Origin of the sequence: Streptomyces sp. RKAG293 (assembly GCF_023701745.1) — a bacterium.
Taxonomy (GTDB): domain Bacteria; phylum Actinomycetota; class Actinomycetes; order Streptomycetales; family Streptomycetaceae; genus Actinacidiphila.
In genome coordinates, this window is record NZ_JAJOZB010000001.1 from 4,891,706 (window position 1) to 4,915,911 (window position 24,206).

The window sequence follows — 24,206 nt, forward strand, 5'->3', positions numbered from 1 at the left end:
GCTGAACCAAGGCGCCGGTTTCAGTGCGCGGGTCGGTCGACGAGAGGTGATGGCGTGAGACGACGGGTGTTGGGCGGGAGCGTGGCCGGCCCGTGTGGCGGGCTCGGATGTGAAGTCCTTGACCGCCTGGCGGGAGGAATCGGCCTTGGCGCGGGCGTGGGCCGTCGGCGGCCTTGCTCTGGTGCCAGGCTGCCAACAGGGCGCGGGTTCGGCCGTGTCACTGGTCCGGGTTTGCTAGCGGGTGCGTTGGACCGAGCAAGCGGCGCGAAGGGTGGCCGGAGTGCGGCGTTTCCTGGGTAATCCACGGCTGCGGAGCGGCACCCGCAACATCACTGAACGGAGATGCCGAACTGTGATGTGGGGAGCGCTTTTCAGTGACGTTTTCAGTGATGTCGCCGACGCAGGCTGCTCGTGCGGACAGCGAAGCGCGGCTCTTGCCGTCGTCGTCGAAGGAGCCGCGAAGCGCCTATCCAACGGGGAGGGGAATGTGATGTCCATCACGCGAACGAACGGCGTGGGAGCGGCTGTTGTGTCCGCCTGCGTACGGCTGCGTCCGCCTGCGTCCCACTGCGTACGGGGGTCCGGAACGCGCTCACGCGAAGTTGATCAAGGTCGTTTGGCGCGACCGGAATTCCGCTCTACAGTCCGTGATCCTGCCGGGGCGACCGGCGGCGGTACGGGGGCTGGCGATGCGTGAGGGCAGTGACGGAACGGGTTCGGAGCGAAGCGGGGGAATGGTGATGACGGAACAGGATCTGCGGCTGATGCGGGAGATTGCCGAACTCGGGTCCCGGATGGTGGCCGACCTGGACGAGGTGCGCGAGCGCCTTACGGGTGTTCAGGTGCGGATTGGTGCTCTAGGTGCTGGACCTTCGACTCAAGTTCGGTCACCTGCTGCTTGAGCCCGGTGACCTGAGCGCTCATGGCGCGCATCTGGTCTCGGAGGCCGATCAGGAATTCCGTCATCGCGGATGCCTGATCGCCTCCGGGGGCCGGGGCCGGCTGATCCGGTTCCGTGGCTTCCTCGTCGCTTTCGCCGGTCGCTTGGGGTTCGCCGGTGCTCTGCGTGTACCAAGCGGGCGGGGTGTAGTCGAACGTGAACTCGCCGGTGTAGTCGGGCTTGTAGTTCGACTCTGCGATGTAGGTGCCTCGGCCTTGGACGGAGTAGACCAAGCCCTCGTCCTTCAGGACCCGTAGGGCCGCGTGCACGGTGGCATTGGCGATGCCGAGTTCGTCCTTCAGCTCGCGTGCTGACGGAAGGCGGTCGCCAGGGCGCAGTGTTCCGGTCCGGATGTCCTCACGGATCTTGTCTGCGGCCAGTTGGTACGGCGGCCGCGGGCCGTTGGCAGGCAGCGTCATACACCGAGGATAGTCCGATCTAGAGCGACCTGAACACCTGCGCGTCCAGCGGGCTCCTGTGGTGGGAAACATCTCTAGATCGTTCCGAACGCATGAGATTACCTAGATCGCACTTGACTCCTCCAGAGCGTTCGGGCACTGTTGATCTCACGCCGGGCCCGTCGGGGTTCGGCTCAACGAAGGAGCAAGTCATGGCACGTGCATTCGCGAAGGTCGACACCGCCGGATCGATGTTCATGGTGGCGGTGACGGCGGTGGACAAGCTGAAGGACACCGCGAAGGACATGCCGCCGGAGCGGGCGTTCGACCGCAATAGCGGTGAGGCGCTGTCGGTGGTGAACCTGGTGGAGATGTTCGAGGGGCGTGCGCAGATCCTGAAGATCACCGTTCCGGCGTCGCAGATCCCGGACAAGCTCGCCCCGGGTGCGGTGGTGCGGCCGGTGGGCCTGGTCGCCTCCCCGTGGGGGATGAAGGGCATGGGCGACGCGGTGAACGTCGGTCTGTCCTACCGCGCTGAGGGCCTGGAGCTGGTCAAGTGACCGCCGCCCCGGAAGACACCCCCGTCCTGTGGGGGCCGCCACGCGCCTACCCGCTGGATCACGTGCCCGGCGATGACCGGTTCACCGAGCAGTTCGTGAAGTCGATGGGCGCGCTGCTCGTGGCCCATGGCTATCCGCCGCTGGACAACCTGACGGACTGGGGCGATTTCGAATTGGCCCTGGTCGAGTTCCTGTTCGACACCCACAACGAAAGGAGGCCGGTATGACCCCCGAAACGATCACGCACTATGCGCCGTTGCTCGTGGCGCTGGGCCTGGTGGTGCTTGTGGTGCTGGGCATCCGGATCGCCGTTCGCTACCTGCGGGCCGATACCGAGATGCGGGCCAGCATCCGCCAGGCAGCCCGCATACGACGTCGCTGGGTGCGTCTGGCGTTGATGTTGGGCCTGTCGGTCGTGGACAAGAAGCCCACAATCGTGGCCTCGATGACGGCCAAGGACGGGCAGGTACCCAAGCCCCGGGAGAAGACTCCCAAGATCTCGACGGTCCCGGACCGGTTCGGGGTCATCGTGCATGCGAACTGCCTGCCGAACGTGGGCCTGGAGGACTTCAAGAACAAGGCCGCCTACCTGGCGGACGACTGGGGATGCACCCGGCTGTCGGTACGGCAGAACGGCCCCGGGAAGGTCATCATGCGGGCGGTGCGCACGGACCCGCTGATCGTGCCCACCACGTTCGTTCCCTCCGGGCTGCCGCTGGCGGATGTGAGCATGTGGGATCTCGGGGTGGATGAGTACGCCGAGCTGGTCACGCTGCGGGTGTCCAACATCCCCGGCATCACGGTGGCCGGCCTGCCCGGGTACGGGAAAACGTCCCTGATCAACGCCATCGTGTGCCGTCTGGCGCCGTCCGGTGCGGTGCAGATCGTTGTCCTGGACGGGAAGGTGTCCTCGGCCGATGAGGGCGACTACGCCGACATGGTGAAACGTCTCTTCGCCTTCGCCGGTGACGACCTGGAGGAAGCCAACAAGCTCCTGCAACGGCTCGTCGCGCTGCGGCGTGAGCGCTCGTCCACCATCCGGCGGGTGCTGGGGGTGGCGAACATGTGGCGCGTTGGCCCGTCGCCGGAATGGCCGCTGGTCGTCGTGATCATCGATGAAGCGCACACGTACTTCCGTGAGCACAAGGGCAGCGACCCCAAGACCAAGGCGCTTGCGGCGCTGGCTGCGGAGAACGCCCGGCTGGTGGAAGACCTCGTCAAGAAGGGCCGCTCGATTGGGATGGTGGTCATCCTCGCCACGCAGAAGGCGACCGGTGATGCGATCCCGACGTTCATCCGGGACGTGTGCCCGGTCGGGCTGTCCTTCGCGCAGAAGACGGCGGAAGCCTCCGTGGCCGCGCTGGGGGAGGACATCCGCAACTGGCCGGACGCCAACCCGGTGCTGTTGCAGGACCCCGGATACGTCGGGGTCGCCGCGATGGTCACCCAGGGGCAAGAGGGCTTCATCCGGGTCCGGATGCCGGAGGTGGACCCGTACTACGCCGCGCAGATCGCCGCCGACACCGCCCACCTGACCGCCGACCCCACGGACCTGCTCCGCAAGGCCCTGACCGCACCCCCGGTGATGTTCAAGAACCTCCCCCGCCCTCGTGCGGGCCGCTGACCCCGCCCCACACCCCAGAGCGAAAGGAGGACACCGCGCGATGACCGCCACTGCGGACCGGAACACTCAACGCATCGTCACCGCCGTGATGGCGGTCATCGCGGCCCTGGCCTTCACCTTCTCCTTCGGCAACGTCTGGTCCCTGGCGCTTCGCCTGGGCGTCCCACACCCCGTCGCACCGCTGATCGCCCCCATGGTGGATCTGTCCGTGGTCGGCCTCCTGGTCGCCTTGCGCCACCTGGCCTTGCACGGCATTGCCCCGGTCGAACTCGCCCCGGCACAGCGCCTGATGCACGTGTGCGGGCTCCTGACCCTGGCCCTGAACATCGCCGAACCCCTGGTTGCCCGGCACTACGGCCGCGCCGCCCTCGACACCGTCGCACCCCTGCTGCTCCTCGGCTGGGGCAAGGTCGGGCCCCTGCTCCTGGCCCACTTCCACACCACCATCCCGGACCCCTCGACCGCTCCCGCGACCACGCCGCAACCGGCTACGGCCTCCGGCTCGGTCCCGGCCGCTACGACTCCGGCCCTGGTGCCCGGCTCGGTCGACCCGGCTCCCGCTTCGGCTGCGGTCTCCCGGCCGGTCCCCGCTCCGCTGCTGGAGGCTGGGCGCCGGATCGCCGCCGACCATCAGCAACGGCACGGGCACCACATCACCGCCCCGGAACTGGCGAGCCGCCTCGGCGTCGCACCTCAGTTGGCCGGTGCCGTGCACGCGCACCTCACCGCCTGAGCATCCGGCCGCCGGCCTAACCCACCACCCCGCACAAACCCCCGTGGCTGCGGCCAGGAACCGCCATGCCCACACGCACGGTTCCTGGCCGGGTCACCCCTACCCACAAGGAAGGACACCACCGCCATGACTACTCCTGCCCCGGCCCCGGAACAGATCAGCCGGGCCGCACACGAACTGCTCGCCCGGTGGTGCCCACCTGCCCAGCTCGCCACCCTCAGCACCCCGCCCCCGGCCCTGCCCGAACCGACCCCGGCCCCGCCGGTCATGAGCACCGCCACGCGTGACCTGCTCGCCCTGGCCCAACTTCCCGACTTCGACCGGGTCCAGGAGCAGATTGACCGCCTCGGCGGCTGCACCCATCCCGTTCAGCTCACCGGATACTCCGCCACCCTCAACGCGACCACCGGTGAAGCCCTGCACGTGTTCAACACCGAGGATCACCCCACGGGCAGGCTCCTGTTGCCGTGCGGCAACCGGCGTGGCTCGCGCTGCCCGGCCTGCTCCCGCGTCTACGCCGCCGACACCTACCAACTGATCAAAGCCGGGCTCTCCGGCGGCAAGGGCATCCCGGAATCCGTCTCCGGGCACCCGCGCGTGTTCGCCACCTTCACCGCCCCGTCCTTCGGCGCGGTCCACAACCGGGCGAAGAACGCCACCGGTACTCGCCTTACCTGCAAGTGCGGCCACCGCCACACCCCCGACGATCCGTCCCTCGGTACTCCGATCAACCCCACCCGCTACGACTACAGCGGGGCCGTGCTGTGGAACGCGCACGCCCCCGCCCTGTGGCAGCGCTTCACCGTCTACCTGCGCCGCACCGTCGCCGCCGCTCTGAAACTGACCGTGCGCGCCCTGAACAAGGTTCTGCGGATCTCCTTCGCCAAGGTCGCCGAGTACCAAAAGCGCGGCCTGGTCCATTACCACGCGATCATCCGCTTCGACGGACCCGAGGGAAGCGACCAAGAGCCCCCGGAGAAGGCCACGACCCTCGTTCTGATCAAGGCGATCCGGGCCGCTGCGAAGGCCGTGTCCGTGCGCCTGGACGACAACGACGCGATCGGCTCCCGCGTCTTTCGCTGGGGGCGTCAGATCGACGCACGGTCTCTGAGTAGGTCACCCACCAAGCTCTCCGATCACAAGGTGGCGGCCTACGTCGCGAAGTACGCCACCAAGGGCGCCGAATCCGCGGGGACCCTCGACCGCTCCGTCACCTGCCCCAACTGCAAAGGGCGCGGCTTCCGCACCACCGATGGACACCGCACCGAGTGCCTGCCCTGCGACGGCACCGGGCAAGGCCAACCTCTCGTCCACCTCGTGGTGCAACGCCACGTCCGCCAAATGATCCGCACCGCATGGGACCTCGGCGGAATCCCCGACCTGGCCCACCTCAAGCTTCGTCACTGGGCTCACATGCTCGGCTTTCGGGGTCACTTCTCCAGCAAATCCCGCCGCTACTCCACCACCCTCGGCGAACTCCGGAACACCCGCCGGGCCTGGCGCACCGAACGCGCCCACGAACGCATCCGTGCCGGCCTACCCGAGGAAGAACAAGAACACACCACCCTCATCACCGAATCGTCCTGGGCCTACCTCGGCAACGGATACAGCCCAGGGGAAGCGCTCCTCGCCGAAACCACGCGCCAACAACACGCCCTCGCCACCCAACTCCATTCCGAAGAAACCGTACGTGGAGGTGATTCCAGTTGAGGGGCGGATCGAATCAGTTGTTGACCCCTTCTCAGACGGCCGATTTTCTTGCGGTCTCTCTCAGCACTCTCTATAGCAATTGGCGTGTATGGGGCCTGAAGGGCTACCGGGTCGGCAAGCATCTTCGATTTCGTGAGCGGGACTTGGAGAACTGGCTGGAACTCAAGTCCGCGTAGTTGGAAATCGTCGATCACCGCGATAGATCTAAACGAAGGGTGAGGAAATGGGATCGATCATCAAGCGTTGCGGTTGTTCAATCACGGATTGGGACGGCTGCGATCATCCGTGGATGGTCAGGTGGCGTGAGCCTGGGGGCCGTTCGGGCCGTCAGAAGGAGCACACTTTTGAGAAAGGGGCTGCGGGCAAGAAGCTCGCTGAGAAGTGGGAACGGAAGGTTGAGCGCCAAAAGGACACAGGTTCCTATATCGACCCCGAGAGGTCCAAGCGGACGTTCGCGGACGTATGGAACGAGTGGATCAATGCGGGTTTGGATGATGGGGAATTGGCGAAATCCTCACGAATCCAGTACTGGAGTGTGTACCGCAACCACTTTGAGAAGTCCTTTGGTGGCCGTGCCATCGGCTCTGTGAGTGCGGGCGACATTTCCCGCTGGGAGACCTCACAGAAGGAGCGTGAATATAAGCCCTATGGGATTGCCGTACGGCGTAATATTCTCGCGTCAGTCTTCAAATACGCATGGGAGGCTGAAATAATCGCCAAGAATCCGTGCAAGAAGGCTGACCCCCGCAAGCGCAAGACTGTAGACGTCTATCGCGCAATCGATCCGTCGGAAGTGCCGGAGACGTGGGAAGTTGAGGCCATCCACGACAACATTCGGCCGTGCTTCCGCTCTGCAATCTGGGGTATGGCAGGCACGGGAATGCGCCCCGGTGAGGCGCTGGGTGTCTCAACGGCCAAGTGGGACCAGGCTGCGGGTCTGTACGTCGTTAACGCTCAGCTCACTTCGTTCACCGCGAACGATGGTGCCGGTCGTGGCACAGGGATCAAAGATGAGGTCAAGTGGTCGCGTCACGGCCGGACAGCTCCTGTCGCGGACATCACGGCTGAGGCATGGTCCACTCACGTCCAGACCTTCGGAACGTGGGGCGATGAAGGGTGGCTCTATGAGTCGGAGATGTACACAGACCGCCATCCCTCTCGTACGACCTTCTCTAGCCGCTGGCGACAGGCTGTCGATCTTGCCGGACTGGAGGACCGAAAGCTGACCCCCAAGTCTCTGCGGCACTTCTTCGTCTCAACGGCCATCGCTGCCGGGGTGCCTCTACCGGAAGTTGCGGTCTGGGTCGGACACTCCAGTAGCAAGGTCACGGAGAAGATTTACTTCCACCTGCTCAAGGGCGCGGACAAGCGGGCCAAGGGGGCGATCGCACTTGCGCTGGCGCAGAACCTTTCGGATGCTTTGGAGGGGGAGCGCCGCGTCCACCGTGCTGAGTGACCGCTAGCGAAATGCGGTGCTGAGCTGGTGCTGAGCCGAAGGGCAGTCAACGGGCGTTATGCCTGGTGGCTGCCCCTCTGGTGTTTAACGTCGAGTTCTACACCGGTGTGGGCACCACGCTGGAGATGCCCGTGATGCTCGCCCCGGTGCCCGACGCCATCGACTTCAGCAACAAGCGCGTGCTGATCGCCGACGACGTCGCCGACACCGGCAAGACGCTGAAGCTGGTGCACGACTTCTGCGTCGGGCATGTCGCCGAGGTCCGCAGTGCGGTGATCTACGAGAAGACGCAGTCGCTCGTGAAGTGCGAGTACGTGTGGAAGCGCACCGACGACTGGATCAACTTCCCGTGGTCCGTCGACGAGCCCGTGGTGAAGCGGGCCGGGCAGGTTCGGGACGCCTGAGCGATCCGCAATGGGCAAACGTAAGGGGCGCTTCCCTCGGGAAGCGCCCCTTACTGCTAGATCACCGGGAGCTTGAAGAGGACCAGCAGCGCGATCAGTTGGATCGAGGCGGCGCCCAGCGCCTTGGGCCAGGGCAGGTCGTGGGACTTGCTCACCATGGAGGTGAGCAGGGCCGCGCAGGCCAGCCAGGTGACCCAGCCGATGATCTGGACGAGTCCGTTGGCGCTGCCGAGGAACATCGCGAAGAGCAGGCGGGGCGCGTCGGTGAGCGAGGTGACGAGCATCGCCAGGCCGATGGTGGGGGCCCAGGAGCCGTCGCCGCCGAGCTGGCGGGCCAGCGCGTGCGTCACGGTGCCCAGCATCAGGCCGCTGAGCGTGACGGCGACCGCGGTGCTGATCACCCACGGGACGCTCGACGACACGGTCGCGTTGAGGACGTCCTCACGGGCCGCGTCGAAGCCGAAGACCGCCAGCAGGCCGTAGAGGAACGTGACGGTCAGGGCCGGGCCCCAGACCGCGTGGTCCCGCATCTGCCAGAAGGTGTGGCCGGGGCGCAGCGCGATACCGCTGATCAGCTGCTTCCAGTGCAGCCGGGGCCCGGAGGGCGGCGCGGTGGTCTGCCCCGCGCGGTACGTGGAGATGTTGTCGTTGCCGGGGCCGCCCTGGTCCGGGCCGGCGTACGGCTCGTACGGCGCGAACTGGTCGGGGGAGCCGGGGAGGGTGAAGGCGCGGGTGTGGCCCGGGTTGTCGTTGTACGCCGGGGCCGGCGCCGGGCCCGGAGCGGGCTCGCCGAAGTATTCGGGCTCACCCGACGGGGTGCCGCCCTGCCCGCCTCCGTAGCCCTGCGGATAACCCTGCGGTTGTCCGTAGTTCTGAGGGCCACCGTGCTGGGGCGCCTGCTGCCCGCCGTGGTCCCGTCCGCGTCGATTCCTGAATCCAGCCACGTCATCGAACGTACCGGTTCCCGCTGGGCGCCGGGCCCGGAGGCCGGTTCCACGGGGGCCTTTGCTGCCAACCTGTGACACGTGACGACACGGCCTTTGGGGGACCTTTGGCCCTGATTCATGTGACTTATGCGGGGGCTGGTGGGGCTGGTGGGAACTCAGCGTCGTTAGATGGGGGGGACATCTCGGGATTTCCGGGACGCAGCAGTCACATCAGAAGGAGCCGTTCCATGGCCGTACGTACCGCCCGTAACGTCAGAACCGCCGGAATCGCGGCCGTCGCCGCCGCGGTGCTCGCGATGACGGCGGCCGGCTGCGGGTCATCGTCGGGGTCCGGGTCGGCGAAGGGATCCGGCTCCGATTCCGCCCCGTCCGCGAAGTCCGGGGCGAAGTCCGGGGCGCAGGCCGGCGCCGGGGCCGACGGCGGTGCCAAGGGCGCCGTCGACGCGGCCACGCTCTCGCAACTCCCCGCCCGGATGGCCGCGGACGGTACGGCGATCGTCGTCGGCGACCCGAAGGCGCCGAACACGGTGAAGGTCTACGAGGACCCGCGCTGCCCGTACTGCATGCACTTCGAGCAGGGCGGCGGCTCGGCGCTCGCGAAGCTGGTGAAGGACGGCAAGGTCAAGGTCGAGTACACGATCGCGTCCTTCCTCGACTCGAACTTCGGCGGCAGCAGCTCGGTGAAGGCGGCCAACGCGATGCGCGCGGCCGTCGACGCGGGGAAGTTCCCCGAGTTCCACTCGGCGGTCTTCGAGAACCAGCCCGAGGAGCCCGCCGACGGCTTCACCGACGCCTTCCTGCTCAAGATCGCCGACACCGTGAAGGGCCTGAATACCACGGCCTTCCAGAAGGCGGTCAAGGACCAGACCCACAAGGACTGGGTGGCGACGTCCGAGAAGGCCTTCGAGGCCTCCGGCTCCAAGGGCACCCCGACGGTCCTGGTGAACGGCAAGAAGGTCACGCCGGAGAAGGCCGTCTACGACGCGGCCGCGTTCACCAAGGCGCTCAAGGACCTCGGCATCGGCTAGGACGGGAAAACGGAGCGGGGACGGCACGCCCTTCAGGGCGTGCCGTCCCCGCTCCGTGTCAGGTCAGGAGTTGCTTGCCGCCTCCGCGGGCTCCTCCACCGGGCCCTCGACGTCAGGCACCACAGGCGTCTTGACCGACTGCAGCAGCAGCTGCGAGACGTCCACGACCTGGAGGTTCTCCTTCGCCTTCCCGTCGTTCTTCTTGCCGTTGATGGAGTCGGAGAGCATCACCAGGCAGAACGGGCAGGCGGTGGAGACGATGTCCGGGTTGAGGGACAGCGCCTCGTCCACGCGCTCGTTGTTGATGCGCTTGCCGATGCGCTCCTCCATCCACATGCGCGCGCCGCCGGCGCCGCAGCAGAAGCCGCGCTCCTTGTGCCGGTGCATCTCCTCGTTGCGGAGACCGGGCACCGCCTTGATGATGTCGCGCGGCGGTGTGTAGACCTTGTTGTGCCGGCCCAGGTAGCAGGGGTCGTGGTACGTGATCAGGCCCTCGACCGGGGTGACCGGGACGAGCTTGCCCTCGTCCACCAGGTGCTGCAGCAGCTGCGTGTGGTGGATGACCTCGTACTCGCCGCCGAGCTGCGGGTACTCGTTCGCGATGGTGTTGAAGCAGTGCGGGCAGGTCGCGACGATCTTCTTCTTGGTCTTCTCGACGACGATGCCTTCTTCGGCGTCCTCACCGAAGGCCATGTTCAGCATCTCGACGTTCTGCTGGCCGAGCTGCTGGAAGAGGAACTCGTTGCCCAGGCGGCGGGCGGAGTCGCCCGTGCAGTTCTCCTCGCCGCCCATGATGGCGAAGGAGACCCCGGCGATGTGCAGGAGCTCGGCGAAGGCCTTGGTGGTCTTCTTCGCGCGGTCCTCCAGGGAGCCCGCGCAGCCGACCCAGTACAGGTACTCGGTCTCGGAGAGGTCCTCGATGTCCTGGCCCACGACCGGGACCTCGAAGTCGACCTCCTTGACCCAGGCCAGGCGCTGCTTCTTCGCCAGGCCCCAGGGGTTGCCCTTCTTCTCCAGGTTCTTGAGCATCGTCCCGGCCTCGCTCGGGAACGCGGACTCGATCATCACCTGGTAGCGCCGCATGTCGACGATGTGGTCGATGTGCTCGATGTCGACCGGGCACTGCTCGACACAGGCGCCGCACGTGGTGCAGGACCACAGGACGTCCGGGTCGATGACGCCGTTCTCCTCGGCGGTGCCGATGAGCGGACGCTCGGCCTCCGCCAGGGCGGCGGCGGGTACGTTCGCCAGCTGCTCGGGCGTGGCCTTCTCGTTGCCCTCGGCGTCCTTGCCGCCACCCGCGAGCAGGTACGGCGCCTTGGCGTGCGCGTGGTCGCGCAGCGACATGATCAGGAGCTTGGGGGAGAGCGGCTTGCCGGTGTTCCAGGCGGGGCACTGCGACTGGCAGCGGCCGCACTCGGTGCAGGTGGAGAAGTCGAGCAGGCCCTTCCAGGAGAAGTGCTCGATCTGGGAGACGCCGAACTGGTCGTCCTCGCCCGGGTCCTCGAAGTCGATCGGCACGCCGCCGGAAGCCATCGGCTGCAGCGCGCCGAGCGCGACCGCGCCGGACTCCTCGCGCTTGAACCAGATGTTGGGGAAGGCCAGGAAGCGGTGCCAGGCGACGCTCATGTCGGTGTTGAGGCCGACGGTGATCGCCCAGGTCATCGTCACACCGAGCTTGATCATCGCCGTGAGGTAGACCGCGTTCTGCAGTGCCCCGGTGCTGAGCCCCTTGAAGGCCGCGACGATCGGGTACGAGGCGAAGTACGCGGCCTCGTAGTGGTCCACGCCGTGCAGTGCGCCCTCCAGCCCGCGCAGCGTAAGGATCGCGAGGCCGATGACGAGGATGACGTACTCGACGAAGTACGCCTGCCAGGACGTCGAGCCGGCGAAGCGCGACTTGCGGCCGGCCCGCGAGGGCAGGTTCAGCAGCCGGATCGCCATCAGGACCAGGATGCCGACGGTCGTCGCGAGCGCGATGAACTCGGTGTACATCTCGTACGGCAGGAAGCCGCCCAGCACCGGCAGCGTCCAGTCGGCCTTGAAGAGCTGGCCGTACGCGGTGAGGATCGTCAGCCCGAGGGTCAGGAAGCCGACGGCGACGAACCAGTGGGCGACGCCGACGACGCCCCACTTGTTCATGCGGGTGTGGCCGACGAACTCCACGCCCAGGGTCTTGGAGCGCTGCACCGGGTCGCCCGTGCGGGAGCCCTCAGGGGTGGGCTGGCCGAGCTTGATGAACCGGTAGATCTGCGCGACGGCGCGGCTGATGAGCGCAACGCCGACCGCGGTGAGGACCAGCGACACAATGATCGCGGCGAGTTGCATGGAGGGCTCCTCGGGCCTGCGCGAGCGGGGATTACTAAGCGGTAACTTATCCGGTCTCCCGCTGAGATTACCCGGGATACCCGGCCTCATACAGCCGCCCAGCCGGTGATCTGTGTCGCTGTGTGACCGATCGGACTCCGCGCACGGGCGGCCGGCCCGCATCCGTCGGTGATCCGTTCGTGGGAAATATGACTATAGACGCACAAAAGCCCAGCAATACGGCTATGGAGTAGGGCGACAACCGTCCCGCGACGACTGGGTGATGGGTGATGCGTTCCGTGGCGACGCCGGGGACCCGCAGGATGCTGCGGTTCCTGGGTCTGGGGATGGCCCTGCTGCTGGGGGTGTCGGCGGCGCTCGGCTGGATGGCCTACCGCAGGCTCAACGGCAACATCCGCACCGACGAGGTCGCCGCCCGGGTGCTCGCGGAGCACCCGGAGGAACGTCCGCCGGTGCTCGTTCCCAAGGCGCGCAACGTCCTGGTGCTGGGTACGCGGTCGGCGTCGGTGACCCTGCTCCATGTGTCCGCCGACGCCAGGCGGACGGCGGCCGCCGTCACCGTGCCCGGAGACCTGATGGCGCGGACCCCCGGCTGCACCGGCTGCACGATCCGGGCCTTCGAGGCGCTCACCGGCATCCGGGTCGATCACCACGTGGTGATCGACCTCAAGGGGGGCGGGGGCGCCGGGGGGCAGCTGCGGACCTTCGCGACCACGACCGTCACCGCCGACGCGGGACTGGACTCGATCCCCGAGCTCTACCCGCTCGCCGAGCTGTACCCGCTCTCCCCGTTCTCCCCGCTCGTGGACGGTGTCCGCGGCCGGCCAGGACACCGGCTCCGGTCGGTGACCGTGCCGCACGGGCCGGCCGCGGGTGCGCTCTTCCGGGCGTTGCGGGAAGATCGATTCTGAGGCCGGAGGCGCAGCAAAGGACCAGGTCACAGCCTTGCGACCGAAGCTGTGAGCGATCGAACAGTCGAAGAGTTGAGCCCCCTCCACTCAGCTCTGTTGACAGGTTTCCGTCTCTGATGCACCCTTGAGCCAGTTCCACTCAAGTCGGTCAGCTGGAGGATTTACCATGGCACGTGCGGTCGGCATCGACCTGGGCACGACTAATTCCGTCGTCAGCGTTCTCGAAGGCGGCGAGCCCACCGTCATCACCAACGCCGAAGGCGCCAGGACCACGCCGTCCGTCGTCGCCTTCGCCAAGAACGGCGAGGTGCTCGTCGGAGAGGTCGCCAAGCGCCAGGCAGTCACGAACGTCGACAGGACCGTCCGGTCGGTCAAGCGCCACATGGGCACCGACTGGAAGATCAACGTCGACGGCAAGGACTTCAACCCGCAGCAGATGAGTGCCTTCATCCTGCAGAAGCTGAAGCGTGACGCCGAGGCCTACCTGGGCGAGAAGGTCCAGGACGCGGTCATCACCGTCCCGGCGTACTTCAACGACTCCGAGCGCCAGGCGACCAAGGAAGCCGGCGAGATCGCGGGCCTCAACGTCCTGCGCATCGTCAACGAGCCGACGGCCGCCGCTCTGGCCTACGGCCTCGACAAGGACGACCAGACCATCCTGGTCTTCGACCTCGGTGGCGGCACCTTCGACGTCTCGCTGCTCGAGATCGGCGACGGCGTCGTCGAGGTGAAGGCCACCAACGGTGACAACCACCTCGGTGGTGACGACTGGGACCAGCGGGTCGTCGACTACCTGGTGAAGCAGTTCGCCAACGGTCACGGCGTGGACCTGTCCAAGGACAAGATGGCCCTCCAGCGCCTCCGTGAGGCCGCTGAGAAGGCGAAGATCGAGCTGTCCTCGTCCACCGAGACCTCGATCAACCTGCCCTACATCACGGCCTCCGCCGAGGGCCCGCTGCACCTGGACGAGAAGCTCACCCGCGCCCAGTTCCAGCAGCTCACCGCGGACCTCCTGGACCGCTGCAAGAACCCGTTCAACAACGTCATCAAGGACGCCGGCATCCAGCTGTCCGAGATCGACCACGTGGTTCTGGTCGGCGGCTCGACCCGTATGCCCGCCGTCGCCGAGCTCGTCAAGGAGCTGACCGGCGGTCAGGACGCCAACAAGGGTGTGAACCCGGACGAGGTCGTCGCCATCGGCGCCGCACTGCAGGCCGGTGTCCTGAAGGGCGAGGTCAAGGACGTCCTGCTGCTCGACGTCACCCCGCTGTCCCTCGGCATCGAGACCAAGGGAGGGATCATGACCAAGCTCATCGAGCGCAACACCACGATCCCGACCAAGCGCTCCGAGATCTTCACGACGGCCGAGGACAACCAGCCGTCCGTCCAGATCCAGGTCTACCAGGGCGAGCGCGAGATCGCGGCGTACAACAAGAAGCTCGGGATGTTCGAGCTGACCGGTCTGCCGCCGGCCCCGCGCGGGATGCCGCAGATCGAGGTCACCTTCGACATCGACGCGAACGGCATCATGCACGTCGGCGCCAAGGACCTCGGCACCGGCAAGGAGCAGCGCATGACCGTCACCGGTGGCTCCGCGCTGCCGAAGGACGACATCGACCGCATGATGCGCGAGTCCGAGCAGTACGCCGAAGAGGACCACAAGCGCCGCGAGGCCGCCGAGACCCGTAACCAGGCAGAACAGCTCGTCTACCAGACGGAGAAGTTCATCGCCGACAACACGGACAAGCTCCCGGCGGACGTGAAGGAAGAGGTCGAGACGACCGTCGCGGACCTCAAGGAGAAGCTCAAGGGCGAGGACGTCGCCGCGATCCGCGAGGCCACCGAGAAGGTCGCCGCCACCAGCCAGAAGCTCGGCACGGCGCTCTACGCCAACGCCCAGGCCGAGGGTGCCGGCGCCGCCGGTCCCGAGGACGCCGCGGGTGCCGGCCAGGCCCAGGCCGACGACGATGTCGTCGACGCCGAGATCGTGGACGAGGACAAGCCGAAGGACGGTGCCGCGTGACGGAGGAGTCGAAGGGCTTCGACAAGGAGCCCGACGTCCCCTCCGATGCCGCGGAGTCCGAGAGCGCGACGCCCGACAACGAAGCGGCGAAGGCCGCCGGTTCCGCCGATGAGGCGGAGCCGGCGGCCCCGGCCGGGGACGCGAATCAGATCACAGCCCTGAAGGCCCAGCTGGACCAGTCCCGCAGCGCGCTCACCGAGCGCACCGCGGACCTCCAGCGGCTCCAGGCCGAGTACCAGAACTACCGGCGCCGGGTGGACCGGGACCGCATCGCGGTCAAGGAGGTCGCGGTCGCGAACCTGCTGACCGAACTGCTCCCGGTACTCGACGACATCGGCCGCGCGCGGGATCATGGCGAGCTGGTCGGCGGTTTCAAGTCCGTCGGCGAGTCGTTGGAGACCGTGGTGGCCAAGCTGGGTCTGCAGCAGTTCGGCAAGGAGGGCGAGCCCTTCGACCCGCTGGTGCACGAGGCCCTCATGCACAGCTACTCGCCGGATGTCACGCAGACCACCTGCGTGCAGATCCTGCAGCCCGGGTACCGGATCGGTGAGCGGACCATCCGCCCGGCCCGCGTCGCCGTCGCCGAGCCCCAGCCGGGCGCGGCGGGCAAGGGTGAGGACGAGGCTGACGAGGAGAGCGGTGGCCCGGACGAGGGCTGACGCGACACACGGGAAGGAGGGACGGCGAGGATGAGCATCAGCAGGGACTTGTACGAGAAGGACCTCTACAAGGTTCTCGGCGTCCCGAAGGACGCGACCGAGGCGGAGATCAAGAAGGCGTACCGGAAACTCGCCCGCGAGTTCCACCCGGACGCCAACAAGGGCGACGCCAAGGCCGAGGAGCGCTTCAAGGAGATCTCCGAGGCCAACGACGTCCTGTCCGACGCCAAGCGCCGCAAGGAGTACGACGACGGCCGCGCGCTGTTCGGCAACGGCGGACTGCGCAGCGGTCCCGGCGGTGCCGGCGGCCAGGGCGGCTTCGGCTTCGACCTGGGCGACCTCTTCGGAGGAGCTCAGGGCGGCGGCACGCAGACCGGCCAGGCCGGCGGGTTCGGCGGCGGTCTCGGCGATGTCTTCGGCGGCCTGTTCAACCGGGGCGCCGGCGGCACCGGCACCCGCGTCCAGCCGCGCCGCGGCCAGGACATCGAGTCCGAGGTGACGCTCAGCTTCACCGAGGCGGTGGACGGGGCCACGGTCCCGCTCCGGATGTCCAGCCAGGCCCCCTGCAAGGTCTGCTCCGGCACCGGCGACAAGAACGGCACCCCCCGGGTCTGCCCGACCTGCGTCGGCACCGGCCAGGTGTCGCGCGGCGGCGGTGGCGGCTTCTCGCTCACCGACCCGTGTGTGGACTGCAAGGGCCGCGGCCTCATCGCCCAGGACCCCTGCGACGTCTGCAAGGGCAGCGGGCGCGCCCGCAGCTCCCGCACCATGCAGGTCAGGATCCCCGCGGGTGTCACCGACAACCAGCGGATCCGGCTGCGCGGCAAGGGCGCACCGGGCGAGCGCGGCGGCCCGGCCGGCGATCTGTACGTCGTCGTCCATGTCGCCAAGCACCCCGTGTTCGGGCGCAAGGACGACAACCTCACCGTCACCGTGCCGGTCTCCTACCCGGAGGCCACGCTCGGCGGCGAGATCAAGGTACCGACGCTCGGCGGTCCGCCGGTCACCCTGAAGCTGCCCCCGGGCACGCCCAACGGGCGTACTCTGCGGGCCCGCGGCAAGGGCGCGCTCCGCAAGGACGGCAGCCGTGGTGACCTGCTGGTCACCGTGGAGGTCGCGGTACCGGAGAAGACCGAGGGCAAGGCGCTCGACGCGCTGGAGTCCTACCGGGAGGCCACGGCGGAGTTCGACCCGCGGGCGGAACTCTTCAAGGCCGCGAAGGGAGCATGACATGGACGGCATGCGGGGCGGTCGGATGCGTCACCCGTACCAGCTGACCGAGGAGTCGCCGGTCTACGTCATCTCGGTGGCGGCCCAGCTCTCCGGGCTGCACCCGCAGACGTTGCGCCAGTACGACCGGCTCGGCCTGGTCTCCCCGGACCGCACCGCCGGCCGTGGCCGCCGTTACTCGGCCCGCGACATCGAGCTGCTCCGCGAGGTGCAGCGGCTGTCGCAGGACGAGGGCATCAACCTCGCCGGCATCAAGCGCATCATCGAGCTGGAGAACCAGGTGACCGCGCTCCAGGCGCGCATCGCCGAGCTCGCGGCGGCCGCCGAAGGCATGTCGGCCGCCATCCAGCAGCGTGAGGCCGCCGTGCATGCCTCCTACCGCCGCGACCTCGTCCCGTACCAGGAGAAGCAGACGACCGCGCTGGTCGTCTGGCGTCCCAAGCGGAACGATTAGTCGCTCTTGTGTACGACGAAGCCCGGCACCCTCCTGAGGGTGCCGGGCTTCGCCGTGTCACGGGCCGGGGCCGGGCCCCCGAATATCCGGACGACATGTCCGGACCCGGCTGTTAGCGTCGAACCACTATGGAACCGCTCGTCGAACAGCAGATCCGTGCCTCCTTCGTGAACTGTTCCAAGGGAGAAGCACGCCGCCTCAACCTGCCCCGGGACTTCGCCGACCTGCCCTGGGCGGATCTCGACTTCCTCGGCTGGCGCGACCCCGGAGCCCCGGACCGCGGCTACCTGGTGGCGCCAGGGGAGAACGGGCTCACCGGTATCGCACTGCGCAGCTCGGGCGGAGCGCGTCGCAACATGCTGCGCACCAGCCTCTGCTCGCTGTGCGTCACCAACCACGCGAGTGGCGGCGTCGACCTACTCGTCGCCCCGAAGGCCGGCCCCGCGGGCCGGAACGGCAACACGATCGGCACGTACATCTGCGCCGATCTGGCCTGTTCGCTGTATGTGCGGGGAAAGAAGAAGGTCGCGACGGCCCAGCGGTTCGAAGAGACCCTCACCCTGGACGAGCAGATCGCCCGGACGGTGCGGAACGTGGACGTGTTCCTGGCCAAGGTCACCGCCGACACGGATGCCGGCGCCACGCTCTAGCCGGGCGGTCACCGCAGCGGGAAGTGGCGGCGGTGGCGGCGGTCACAGCCTGCTGGGGAGCGTGAGCAGCCACACGATGAGTGGTGTGACGAGCAGGACACCCCAGGCGCCGGCGAGGAAGAACCCCAGCGCGATTTCCGACAGCCATTTGATCCGGGTCGGAACGACCACGCGACGGGGATCGCGGGGGTCGTAGCGGATCTCGCCTCTCCGGGCAGCGGTGTTCGACTGATGCTCGCGTGCGTCACCGTCGAGAGTCCGAAAGCGATGCGTGTAGTCGGGGGCGTCGTCCTCGGCGGTGTCACTGCGGGTGGACTCCGCACGGGCCGTTACGCCACGCCACCCGACGATCAGGTGGGTGCGGAACTCGGACAGGTCCGCCCAGAAGCCCAGAAGTGCGAGCCCGGGCAGCGACATGGCCCATGCCTCGAGTCCCGAAGTGCGAGGCCCGACCGGGATCAGCAGCATGATCGGTGCCCCGAGCACGACGTAGGCCAGCGCGCACCGCTGCCACGGCGGACCGTGCCGCACCACGTGTGCGATCCGACTGCCGGCTGCGTGGACCGCCCGCCGCAGCCGGGACGGCGTGGTGTCCTCGCGGACCTCCGGCTGCCGTTCGGTTTCGTCCTCGACGATGGCGTCGATGTCCGCGGCGAGAGCGGCCAGTACTTCTGGATTCCTGTGCCGCAGTGTCAGGGGGGTCGGCCCCTTCGCATCGGACAGCAGCAGGCTCAACCCCTTTTCGTGGCGGCGGACCTCCCGTACCCGTGCTCCCGGAACGACGGTGGTGGTACGGCCGCGCCGCCAGTGCACCGCGCCCTTCTCGACCCACACCCGGTTCCGGCCGTCCACGACCACGACGCCGGTCCCCACTGGCTTCTGCTCCCCCATACGGCACACGGTAGGCCCACCGGGTGGCAGCGGCTGGGCCTTCGTGCCTGCCGGTCAACCCAGTTCGAACCAGACGCCCTTCCCGGGCCCCGGCCCGTGCCGACACACCCCCCACGCCGTCGCACACGCACTCAGCAGCGGCAGCCCGCGCCCGTGCTCCGCCTCGCCCCCGGGCCGGTCGTGCGGCTGCGGCAGCCCCGGCGCGTCATCGGTGACCAGCACCCGCAACGCACCGGGCGTCGCGCACTCGGCGAAGAGGGTCAGACGCGCCTGAGTGCCGGCTCGCCGACAGGCGAGCACGGCGTTGGTGACCACTTCGGAAGTGAGCAGTAACGCCACATCGGAGAGGGCGGGATTGCCCGCGGCGGCGAGCAGCGTACGGACGCCCTCGCGGGCGGAGCGGACCCATACGGGGTCGGGCGGGAAGACGAGCGAGAAGTCGGTTCCATTCGTCATGGGGGTTCGCGCTTCCGTGGGAGGCGGGGCGCTGTTTCGCAGTGGCAGTGCCGGTACCGACTCCGTCGGTTCCGGTGCTCTTCCGCTTCCAGCGCGGTGGATGGCTGCCTACGACGCTAGGGAACGGTCTTCTGTAGTTGCAACCGTTTCCGGATATCCCCACCCGCACGGGTGACGGGTGAACAACTATGTGGACCAAGGGAGTTGATCGCGGCAGACTCCGGGACAAGGAGGTCCCACATGCCACCCAGAAGTGCGCCCAGCGAACGGCATCGCAGGCTCGGCGCCGAACTCCGCAAACTGCGGAACGGCGCCGGGCTGTCCGGAGACCAGGCCGGGGCGCTGCTCGAAGCCGATCGCACCCGGATCAGCAACATCGAGGCGGGGCGGGTGGACGTGTCGCGGAACCGCCTCTACATGCTGCTGCGCGAGTACGGGTGCCCGCCGGGGCCGCTGTTCGACGGGCTGATGGAGATGGCTCAGGAACGGGGCAAGGGCTGGTGGGACGAGTACCGGGACGTGATGGGGCGCAACCCACTCGATCTGGCGGAGCTGGAGTCCCGGTCGGCGGGCGTCCGCGTGCACGAGCCGTTGTTCATCCCGGGGATGCTGCAGACGGAGGACTACGCCCGTGAGGTGATCGCCGCCGTCGGCCGGGATACCGAACGGCGCGAGCGGTACGTGCAGTTCAGGCTGGCACGACAGCAGGTGCTCACCGGTGAGCGACCGTGCGCGTACCACGCGGTGCTCTACGAGGCAGCGCTCCGGGTCGAGGTCGGCAACCGGCGCATCATGCGCAAGCAGTTGCTGCGCCTCATCGAGATCGCCAGGCTCCCGAACGTCACGCTCCAGATCTTCCCGTTCGAACAGGGCGCGTACTCTGCGTTCTGCCGCCCCTTCCTCCTCTTCGAGGGCTCCACACCTGAGCTGAGCACGGTGTATGTGGAGCAGCCGCAGAGCGCCGCGTTCGTGGGGGATGGCGGCCAACTCGGCGAATACGCGAAGATGTTCGAAAGGCTGGCGGAGCTGGCACTGCCTCCCGTGGACCCGGAGGCGGCGCCTGAGGCCCATGAGGGACGGGACTCCCTCAGCCTCATCCAGCACGTCATGTACAACCTGTGAAGGGGGATCCCATGTCCCAGCTCGAATGGCGGAAGTCCACGTTCAGCACCGGTGAACAGGGCGAATGCGTCGAGATAGCCACCGGCGCAGCCGGCCTCGTCCATCTCCGGGAGAGCGACGACCCACAGGTCGTCATAACCACCACCCCCGCCGCGCTCCGCGCGCTACTCCGCGCCACGAAGGCCGGCGCCTTCGACCACCTCGCGCGCTGACGCGCAAGGAACGGACTACTCGGCCGCGTGGACCAGCACCTGTTGGGCGCGGATCAGGCGGGGTCCCATCGCGTAGCCGTGGCGGACGATGCGGGCGACGTGGCCGACGAGGTCGGGGCTGAGGGCGGGCACGGTGCCCACGGCCTCCTGGGTGGCGGGGTTGAAGACGCCCGCTTCGATCGGCATCCGCGTCATGCCGTACTTCTCCAGGACCGTGGAGAGCTCGGCGCGGACGGAGTCGGCGAAGGGGTCGGTCTCGCGCTCGACGCGGTCGAGCAGCAGGACCAGGTCGTACAGGAGCGGCTGGACCGTGCGGCCCTCGGCGAGCTTGCGGGTGTGGTCGAGCTCCTGGTGGAGCTCCTCGACGGAGCGGCGGGTCTCGCGGTCGTTGAGCAGCCGGCGGCGGAACTGGTCGCCGAGCGCGGCGACTTCGTCGCGCAGCCCGTCGACCGCGTCGGCGACGACGTTGAGCACGTCGGGGCCCGGGGAAGCGGGCGCGGGCGGTGCGGCGGGCGCCTCCGGGTGCGGTGGCGGCGGCGGAATGCTCACGATTGGCTCCAGTCCGGCTGTACGGCGTTCGGGGGCAGCGATTTGCGGGCGTGCCACCAGCGGGGCTTCCAGCCGAGGCGGACCAGGAGCACGAGCGTCGCGAGCAGCAGCACGTTGCCGATCCAGCCCGCGACGCCGCCGCCGGGCAGCGCGTAGACGATGATGACGAAGATCAGCACGATGCCGAACATGCTCTTGCGCCCACGCCAGGTCTTTCCCGTCGCGTAGCGCGCGGCGGCCTGGTCGGTGTGGAGCTTCTGCACGAGTTCCTGGTCGGTGGGCTGGACGGCGAGCGCCTGGTCCACGATGCCGTCGATGCGGCGGGCGGCCTCGGCCGAGGTGATCAGTCGTTGCCGGGTGAAGGGGTGGTAGGTCTTGGCGCCCTCGGCGCGGAGCGACCAGATGGAGCTGATCTGGTTGCGCAGCCCCACGTGCTCCGGCTGGTCGGTCAGCGAGCGCTCGTAGTGCTGCAGGGCCTCGTCGTACCGGCCGGCGGCGTACAGGGCGTCACCGAGATAGATGCGGTATTCGGTGTTGTCCTGCTCCAGCGCGCAGGCCTTCAGGTGCCAGGTGATCGCGGTCGGGAGGTCGTTGACCGCGCGACTCGCTCTGCCCATGAGGAAGTGGCTGTACGCGTTGCGCGGCGCGAGGGTGATGGAGCGGCGGAACTCCTGGATGGCGGCGGCGGTGTCCCCGGCGTCCAGGTGCAGCGCCCCGAGCAGCTGCCAGGCGTCGGCGTTGGTGTCGTCGAAGTGGACGGCCTGCTGGGCCTCGTAGAGGGCGGCGGTGGGGTTGCCGCGCCGGACCTCCGCGCGGGCCGCCTCCAGCCAGTCGCGGGTCCGCGGGGCGTCCCCGCCCTGCTGGCCGGGGAGGGACTTGCCGCCGGCGCGCTGCGGCGGCTTCGCCTTCGGCTCCGGCGCGCGCAGCCGCTGGGTGCGCCGGGTGTCGTACGCGGTGCGGCGGGCCGGGTCGAGGAGTTCCTTGCGGGCCTCGGTGATCTGGGCGACCCGGTCCTCGGCTTCGCGGCGCTTGTCCGCGCTGGGCGCGCGGCTGGCCTTGCCCGCCCAGGCGCGCTGCTGGACGTCGAGCTTCTTGCCGAGCTCCTCGGCGCTGTCGGCGGGGTCGAGCTCGAACTCGGCGTAGTGGTCCCGGAATTCGCCGGTGCTGGTCATGGGGTTGAGACTCCGGTCAGAGGGCGGCGCGAAGGATCAGACGTGTGCGGAGTTCAGAGCGCGGAGATCCGCGCGACCCGGTCGCTGAGCGCGTCGAGTTCCTGGGAGGTGAGGTTGTCCAGCCGCTCGACCTCGAACTCGCCGAGCCACTTGCCGCTGGTGCCGTCCTTGACCTCGACGTGGATGATCCCGTCGACGTCGTAGGAGTAGAAGACCTCGAACGGGGCGCCCACCGGGTACGGCGGGATCTGCAGGGTGCTCTCGCCGACGACCTTGACGTAGTCCAGGTCCTCGCCGTCGCCCTCGGTCACGGCGACGCGCAGCTTCGTCTGCTGGTTGGCGAGCGTGTGGAAGGTGTCGCTGCGGCGGGTCGGGACCGAGGTGTTGCGGGGCACGATGATCGAGTTGTACTGCAGCGAGTGGTCGTGGTCGTGGGTGGCCACCATGCCGAGGGACTGCGAGGTGACGTCCTTGATGGACTTGATCTTGCCCTTGGTGAGCCGGGCGAGCCCGTCGCCGGGCGACGTCTCCACGACGGCACCGCTGCCGATGTACTTCTTCTTCTCCTTGGCCTGCTCGCCGCGCACCTGGGCGTCGAGGCCGACCAGGGCCGCCCCGAGGGCGACGACCTCGTCCTGGTTGATACCGCGCTCGGGGTCCTTGCCGGAGAGCCGCTTGACCAGGTCCGCGACCATCGGCATCCGCGTCGAACCGCCGACGAGCAGCACCCGGTCGATACCGGCCCAGGTGAGCGAGGCGTCGGTGAGGACGCCCTCGGTGATGATGCGGGTGCGGTCCAGCAGGTCGGCGCTGAGCTCCTCGTACTTCTCACGGGTGATGCGGATCTGCTCGTGCCGGCCGTCGGCGGAGAGCATGACGACGGCCTGCGGGGCGTTGGACAGGGTGCGCTTGGCGATCTCGGCCTTGTCGCGGAGCTCGGCGAGCAGCGCGCCGTCGTCGGTGAGGTCGCGCCCTCCGGCGGCGGTGAACGCCCCGTTGAGGTGCTCCATGAGGACGCCGTCCCAGTCGAAGCCGCCCAGGTTGCGGTCGCCGTCGGTGGCGATGACGTCGTAGTCGCCGTCCACGACGCGCATCACGGTCACGTCGAAGGTGCCGCCGCCGAGGTCGTAGACCAGGACGGTGCCGATCTCCTCGCCGTCGTCCGCGCGGTCGAGCCCGTAGGCGAGCGCGGCGGCGGTGGGCTCGTTGACGATGCGCAGCACCTCGAAGCCGGCGATCTGGCCGGCGTCCTGGGTGGCGCGCCGCCTGGCGTCGTCGAAGTAGGCGGGGACGGTGATGACGACCTGGTCGACGGCCTCGCCCAGCATCATCTCCGCGTCCTCGCGCAGCCGCTTCAGCACGAGGGCGGAGATCTCCTCGGGCCGGTAGGCGACACCGGACTCGGAGGTGTAGATGGCGTTCGGCTCGCCCATGTAGCGCTTCGCGAACTGGATGACGTGGTCGGGCGCGGTCATCGCGGAGCGTTTGGCCTGGGATCCGACGACGACCGTGTCGCCCTGGAACATCACCACGGACGGGGTGATGTTCTCCCCCTCACGGTTCCTGACGATGGTGGCCGCGCCCGACGCGTCGGCCACCGCCATCGCGGAATAGGTCGTTCCGAGATCGATCCCCAAGACACGCGCCACAGCACTCTCCCCGTTGTCGGCCGTTCCACCGCACCGGACATGATGCCGTGTCACGTACAAGTGCCGCCAGGCCCTTGGGAGATCGGGGCTTGACGGGAGG

The 24,206-nt window shown here is 68.3% G+C and carries 24 protein-coding genes and 1 pseudogene; 17 read left to right on the forward strand and 8 right to left on the reverse strand.

Annotation, left to right across the window (positions count from 1 at the left end; translation table 11 throughout):
- Window positions 1-828 precede the first annotated feature (828 nt).
- On the reverse strand, window positions 829-1,359 hold the full coding sequence (locus LNW72_RS21765) for an SCO5717 family growth-regulating ATPase (protein ID WP_250976942.1): 531 nt from the start codon (window positions 1,357-1,359) through the stop codon (window positions 829-831).
- A gap of 191 nt (window positions 1,360-1,550) precedes the next feature.
- Between LNW72_RS21765 and LNW72_RS21770 the strand changes: the two genes are divergently transcribed.
- From LNW72_RS21770 to LNW72_RS21805, 8 genes and pseudogenes are all read left to right on the forward strand, one after another.
- Window positions 1,551-1,898 (forward strand): hypothetical protein, encoded by a 348-nt coding sequence (locus tag LNW72_RS21770; RefSeq protein WP_250976943.1) that lies wholly within the window; start codon window positions 1,551-1,553, stop codon window positions 1,896-1,898.
- On the forward strand, window positions 1,895-2,125 hold the full coding sequence (locus LNW72_RS21775) for a hypothetical protein (protein ID WP_250976944.1): 231 nt from the start codon (window positions 1,895-1,897) through the stop codon (window positions 2,123-2,125). Before LNW72_RS21770 ends, LNW72_RS21775 begins: the two co-directional genes overlap by 4 nt.
- Window positions 2,122-3,522: an FtsK/SpoIIIE domain-containing protein gene (locus LNW72_RS21780; RefSeq protein ID WP_250976945.1), complete on the forward strand. Its 1,401-nt coding sequence runs from the start codon at window positions 2,122-2,124 to the stop codon at window positions 3,520-3,522. The genes LNW72_RS21775 and LNW72_RS21780 overlap by 4 nt, the downstream gene beginning before the upstream one ends.
- Window positions 3,523-3,562: 40 nt before the next feature.
- The gene (locus tag LNW72_RS21785; protein ID WP_250976946.1) at window positions 3,563-4,255 is read left to right on the forward strand and encodes a DUF2637 domain-containing protein; all 693 of its coding nucleotides are present in this window, start codon (window positions 3,563-3,565) and stop codon (window positions 4,253-4,255) included.
- 267 nt (window positions 4,256-4,522) lie between these two features.
- A complete protein-coding gene (locus LNW72_RS21790) occupies window positions 4,523-5,965 on the forward strand; it encodes a replication initiator (RefSeq protein ID WP_250980252.1) in 1,443 nt (480 codons plus the stop codon).
- A gap of 20 nt (window positions 5,966-5,985) precedes the next feature.
- Window positions 5,986-6,141: a helix-turn-helix domain-containing protein gene (locus tag LNW72_RS21795; RefSeq protein ID WP_250976947.1), complete on the forward strand. Its 156-nt coding sequence runs from the start codon at window positions 5,986-5,988 to the stop codon at window positions 6,139-6,141.
- A gap of 47 nt (window positions 6,142-6,188) precedes the next feature.
- The gene (locus LNW72_RS21800; RefSeq protein WP_250976948.1) at window positions 6,189-7,421 is read left to right on the forward strand and encodes a tyrosine-type recombinase/integrase; all 1,233 of its coding nucleotides are present in this window, start codon (window positions 6,189-6,191) and stop codon (window positions 7,419-7,421) included.
- Between the two features lie 86 nt (window positions 7,422-7,507).
- Window positions 7,508-7,825: pseudogene (locus tag LNW72_RS21805) on the forward strand (phosphoribosyltransferase); the annotation flags it as partial.
- Window positions 7,826-7,881: 56 nt separating this feature from the next.
- On the opposite strand, the gene LNW72_RS21810 reads toward LNW72_RS21805, so the two are convergent.
- Window positions 7,882-8,769, reverse strand: a complete 888-nt coding sequence (locus tag LNW72_RS21810) for a Yip1 family protein (protein ID WP_374117307.1) — start codon at window positions 8,767-8,769, stop codon at window positions 7,882-7,884.
- A gap of 230 nt (window positions 8,770-8,999) precedes the next feature.
- On the opposite strand from LNW72_RS21810, the gene LNW72_RS21815 reads away from it, so the two are divergent.
- Window positions 9,000-9,800, forward strand: coding sequence for a thioredoxin domain-containing protein (locus LNW72_RS21815; protein WP_250976950.1), 801 nt, complete (start codon window positions 9,000-9,002; stop codon window positions 9,798-9,800).
- A 63-nt stretch (window positions 9,801-9,863) separates the two neighbouring features.
- On the opposite strand, the gene LNW72_RS21820 is transcribed toward LNW72_RS21815, so the two are convergent.
- Window positions 9,864-12,128 carry a (Fe-S)-binding protein gene (locus LNW72_RS21820; RefSeq protein WP_250976951.1) on the reverse strand — a complete coding sequence of 755 codons (2,265 nt, stop codon included), beginning with the start codon at window positions 12,126-12,128 and terminating at the stop codon, window positions 9,864-9,866.
- 269 nt (window positions 12,129-12,397) lie between these two features.
- On the opposite strand from LNW72_RS21820, the gene LNW72_RS21825 reads away from it, so the two are divergent.
- From LNW72_RS21825 to LNW72_RS21850, 6 genes are all read left to right on the forward strand, one after another.
- Window positions 12,398-13,039 (forward strand): LCP family protein, encoded by a 642-nt coding sequence (locus tag LNW72_RS21825; RefSeq protein ID WP_250976952.1) that lies wholly within the window; start codon window positions 12,398-12,400, stop codon window positions 13,037-13,039.
- 166 nt (window positions 13,040-13,205) lie between these two features.
- Window positions 13,206-15,062: a molecular chaperone DnaK gene (gene dnaK / locus LNW72_RS21830; RefSeq protein WP_138358862.1), complete on the forward strand. Its 1,857-nt coding sequence runs from the start codon at window positions 13,206-13,208 to the stop codon at window positions 15,060-15,062.
- Window positions 15,059-15,721, forward strand: a complete 663-nt coding sequence (gene grpE / locus LNW72_RS21835; RefSeq protein ID WP_138358860.1) for a nucleotide exchange factor GrpE — start codon at window positions 15,059-15,061, stop codon at window positions 15,719-15,721. Before dnaK ends, grpE (LNW72_RS21835) begins: the two co-directional genes overlap by 4 nt.
- 30 nt (window positions 15,722-15,751) lie before the next feature.
- Window positions 15,752-16,951: a molecular chaperone DnaJ gene (gene dnaJ, locus LNW72_RS21840; protein WP_138358858.1), complete on the forward strand. Its 1,200-nt coding sequence runs from the start codon at window positions 15,752-15,754 to the stop codon at window positions 16,949-16,951.
- A 1-nt stretch (window position 16,952) separates the two neighbouring features.
- Window positions 16,953-17,405, forward strand: coding sequence for a heat shock protein transcriptional repressor HspR (locus LNW72_RS21845; RefSeq protein ID WP_164294602.1), 453 nt, complete (start codon window positions 16,953-16,955; stop codon window positions 17,403-17,405).
- A 128-nt stretch (window positions 17,406-17,533) separates the two neighbouring features.
- Window positions 17,534-18,055 (forward strand): FBP domain-containing protein, encoded by a 522-nt coding sequence (locus LNW72_RS21850; RefSeq protein WP_250976953.1) that lies wholly within the window; start codon window positions 17,534-17,536, stop codon window positions 18,053-18,055.
- A 42-nt stretch (window positions 18,056-18,097) separates the two neighbouring features.
- Here LNW72_RS21850 and LNW72_RS21855 read toward each other — a convergent pair whose 3' ends face one another.
- Both LNW72_RS21855 and LNW72_RS21860 read right to left on the reverse strand, forming a co-directional pair.
- Complete coding sequence (locus LNW72_RS21855; RefSeq protein WP_250976954.1) at window positions 18,098-18,946, reverse strand: hypothetical protein; 849 nt, start codon at window positions 18,944-18,946, stop codon at window positions 18,098-18,100.
- Window positions 18,947-19,000: 54 nt separating this feature from the next.
- On the reverse strand, window positions 19,001-19,402 hold the full coding sequence (locus LNW72_RS21860) for an ATP-binding protein (protein ID WP_250976955.1): 402 nt from the start codon (window positions 19,400-19,402) through the stop codon (window positions 19,001-19,003).
- Window positions 19,403-19,642: 240 nt separating this feature from the next.
- On the opposite strand from LNW72_RS21860, the gene LNW72_RS21865 reads away from it, so the two are divergent.
- Complete coding sequence (locus LNW72_RS21865; RefSeq protein WP_250976956.1) at window positions 19,643-20,524, forward strand: helix-turn-helix transcriptional regulator; 882 nt, start codon at window positions 19,643-19,645, stop codon at window positions 20,522-20,524.
- An 11-nt stretch (window positions 20,525-20,535) separates the two neighbouring features.
- Window positions 20,536-20,736 (forward strand): DUF397 domain-containing protein, encoded by a 201-nt coding sequence (locus tag LNW72_RS21870; protein WP_250976957.1) that lies wholly within the window; start codon window positions 20,536-20,538, stop codon window positions 20,734-20,736.
- Window positions 20,737-20,751: 15 nt separating this feature from the next.
- On the opposite strand, the gene grpE (LNW72_RS21875) is transcribed toward LNW72_RS21870, so the two are convergent.
- The 3 genes from grpE (LNW72_RS21875) to LNW72_RS21885 are packed head-to-tail and all read right to left on the reverse strand — an operon-like array spanning window position 20,752 to window position 24,106.
- Window positions 20,752-21,285: a nucleotide exchange factor GrpE gene (grpE, locus tag LNW72_RS21875; RefSeq protein ID WP_250976958.1), complete on the reverse strand. Its 534-nt coding sequence runs from the start codon at window positions 21,283-21,285 to the stop codon at window positions 20,752-20,754.
- On the reverse strand, window positions 21,282-22,457 hold the full coding sequence (locus LNW72_RS21880) for a tetratricopeptide repeat protein (protein WP_250976959.1): 1,176 nt from the start codon (window positions 22,455-22,457) through the stop codon (window positions 21,282-21,284). The genes grpE (LNW72_RS21875) and LNW72_RS21880 overlap by 4 nt, the downstream gene beginning before the upstream one ends.
- Window positions 22,458-22,510: 53 nt before the next feature.
- Complete coding sequence (locus LNW72_RS21885; protein ID WP_250976960.1) at window positions 22,511-24,106, reverse strand: Hsp70 family protein; 1,596 nt, start codon at window positions 24,104-24,106, stop codon at window positions 22,511-22,513.
- Window positions 24,107-24,206 lie beyond the last annotated feature (100 nt).

What these genes read in the sequence shown, in the direction of transcription:
- LNW72_RS21845 (WP_164294602.1), top strand. Translation starts at nt 16,953, where the DNA reads ATGGACGGCATGCGGGGCGGTCGGATGCGTCACCCGTACCAGCTGACC.
- LNW72_RS21790 (WP_250980252.1), top strand. Translation starts at nt 4,523, where the DNA reads ATGAGCACCGCCACGCGTGACCTGCTCGCCCTGGCCCAACTTCCCGAC.
- LNW72_RS21780 (WP_250976945.1), top strand. Translation starts at nt 2,122, where the DNA reads ATGACCCCCGAAACGATCACGCACTATGCGCCGTTGCTCGTGGCGCTG.
- LNW72_RS21850 (WP_250976953.1), top strand. Translation starts at nt 17,534, where the DNA reads ATGGAACCGCTCGTCGAACAGCAGATCCGTGCCTCCTTCGTGAACTGT.
- LNW72_RS21865 (WP_250976956.1), top strand. Translation starts at nt 19,643, where the DNA reads ATGCCACCCAGAAGTGCGCCCAGCGAACGGCATCGCAGGCTCGGCGCC.
- LNW72_RS21800 (WP_250976948.1), top strand. Translation starts at nt 6,189, where the DNA reads ATGGGATCGATCATCAAGCGTTGCGGTTGTTCAATCACGGATTGGGAC.
- LNW72_RS21770 (WP_250976943.1), top strand. Translation starts at nt 1,551, where the DNA reads ATGGCACGTGCATTCGCGAAGGTCGACACCGCCGGATCGATGTTCATG.
- LNW72_RS21860 (WP_250976955.1), bottom strand. Translation starts at nt 19,402, where the DNA reads ATGACGAATGGAACCGACTTCTCGCTCGTCTTCCCGCCCGACCCCGTA.
- LNW72_RS21870 (WP_250976957.1), top strand. Translation starts at nt 20,536, where the DNA reads ATGTCCCAGCTCGAATGGCGGAAGTCCACGTTCAGCACCGGTGAACAG.
- LNW72_RS21855 (WP_250976954.1), bottom strand. Translation starts at nt 18,946, where the DNA reads ATGGGGGAGCAGAAGCCAGTGGGGACCGGCGTCGTGGTCGTGGACGGC.
- LNW72_RS21880 (WP_250976959.1), bottom strand. Translation starts at nt 22,457, where the DNA reads ATGACCAGCACCGGCGAATTCCGGGACCACTACGCCGAGTTCGAGCTC.
- LNW72_RS21825 (WP_250976952.1), top strand. Translation starts at nt 12,398, where the DNA reads ATGCGTTCCGTGGCGACGCCGGGGACCCGCAGGATGCTGCGGTTCCTG.
- LNW72_RS21820 (WP_250976951.1), bottom strand. Translation starts at nt 12,128, where the DNA reads ATGCAACTCGCCGCGATCATTGTGTCGCTGGTCCTCACCGCGGTCGGC.
- LNW72_RS21815 (WP_250976950.1), top strand. Translation starts at nt 9,000, where the DNA reads ATGGCCGTACGTACCGCCCGTAACGTCAGAACCGCCGGAATCGCGGCC.
- LNW72_RS21765 (WP_250976942.1), bottom strand. Translation starts at nt 1,359, where the DNA reads ATGACGCTGCCTGCCAACGGCCCGCGGCCGCCGTACCAACTGGCCGCA.
- dnaJ (WP_138358858.1), top strand. Translation starts at nt 15,752, where the DNA reads ATGAGCATCAGCAGGGACTTGTACGAGAAGGACCTCTACAAGGTTCTC.
- dnaK (WP_138358862.1), top strand. Translation starts at nt 13,206, where the DNA reads ATGGCACGTGCGGTCGGCATCGACCTGGGCACGACTAATTCCGTCGTC.
- LNW72_RS21785 (WP_250976946.1), top strand. Translation starts at nt 3,563, where the DNA reads ATGACCGCCACTGCGGACCGGAACACTCAACGCATCGTCACCGCCGTG.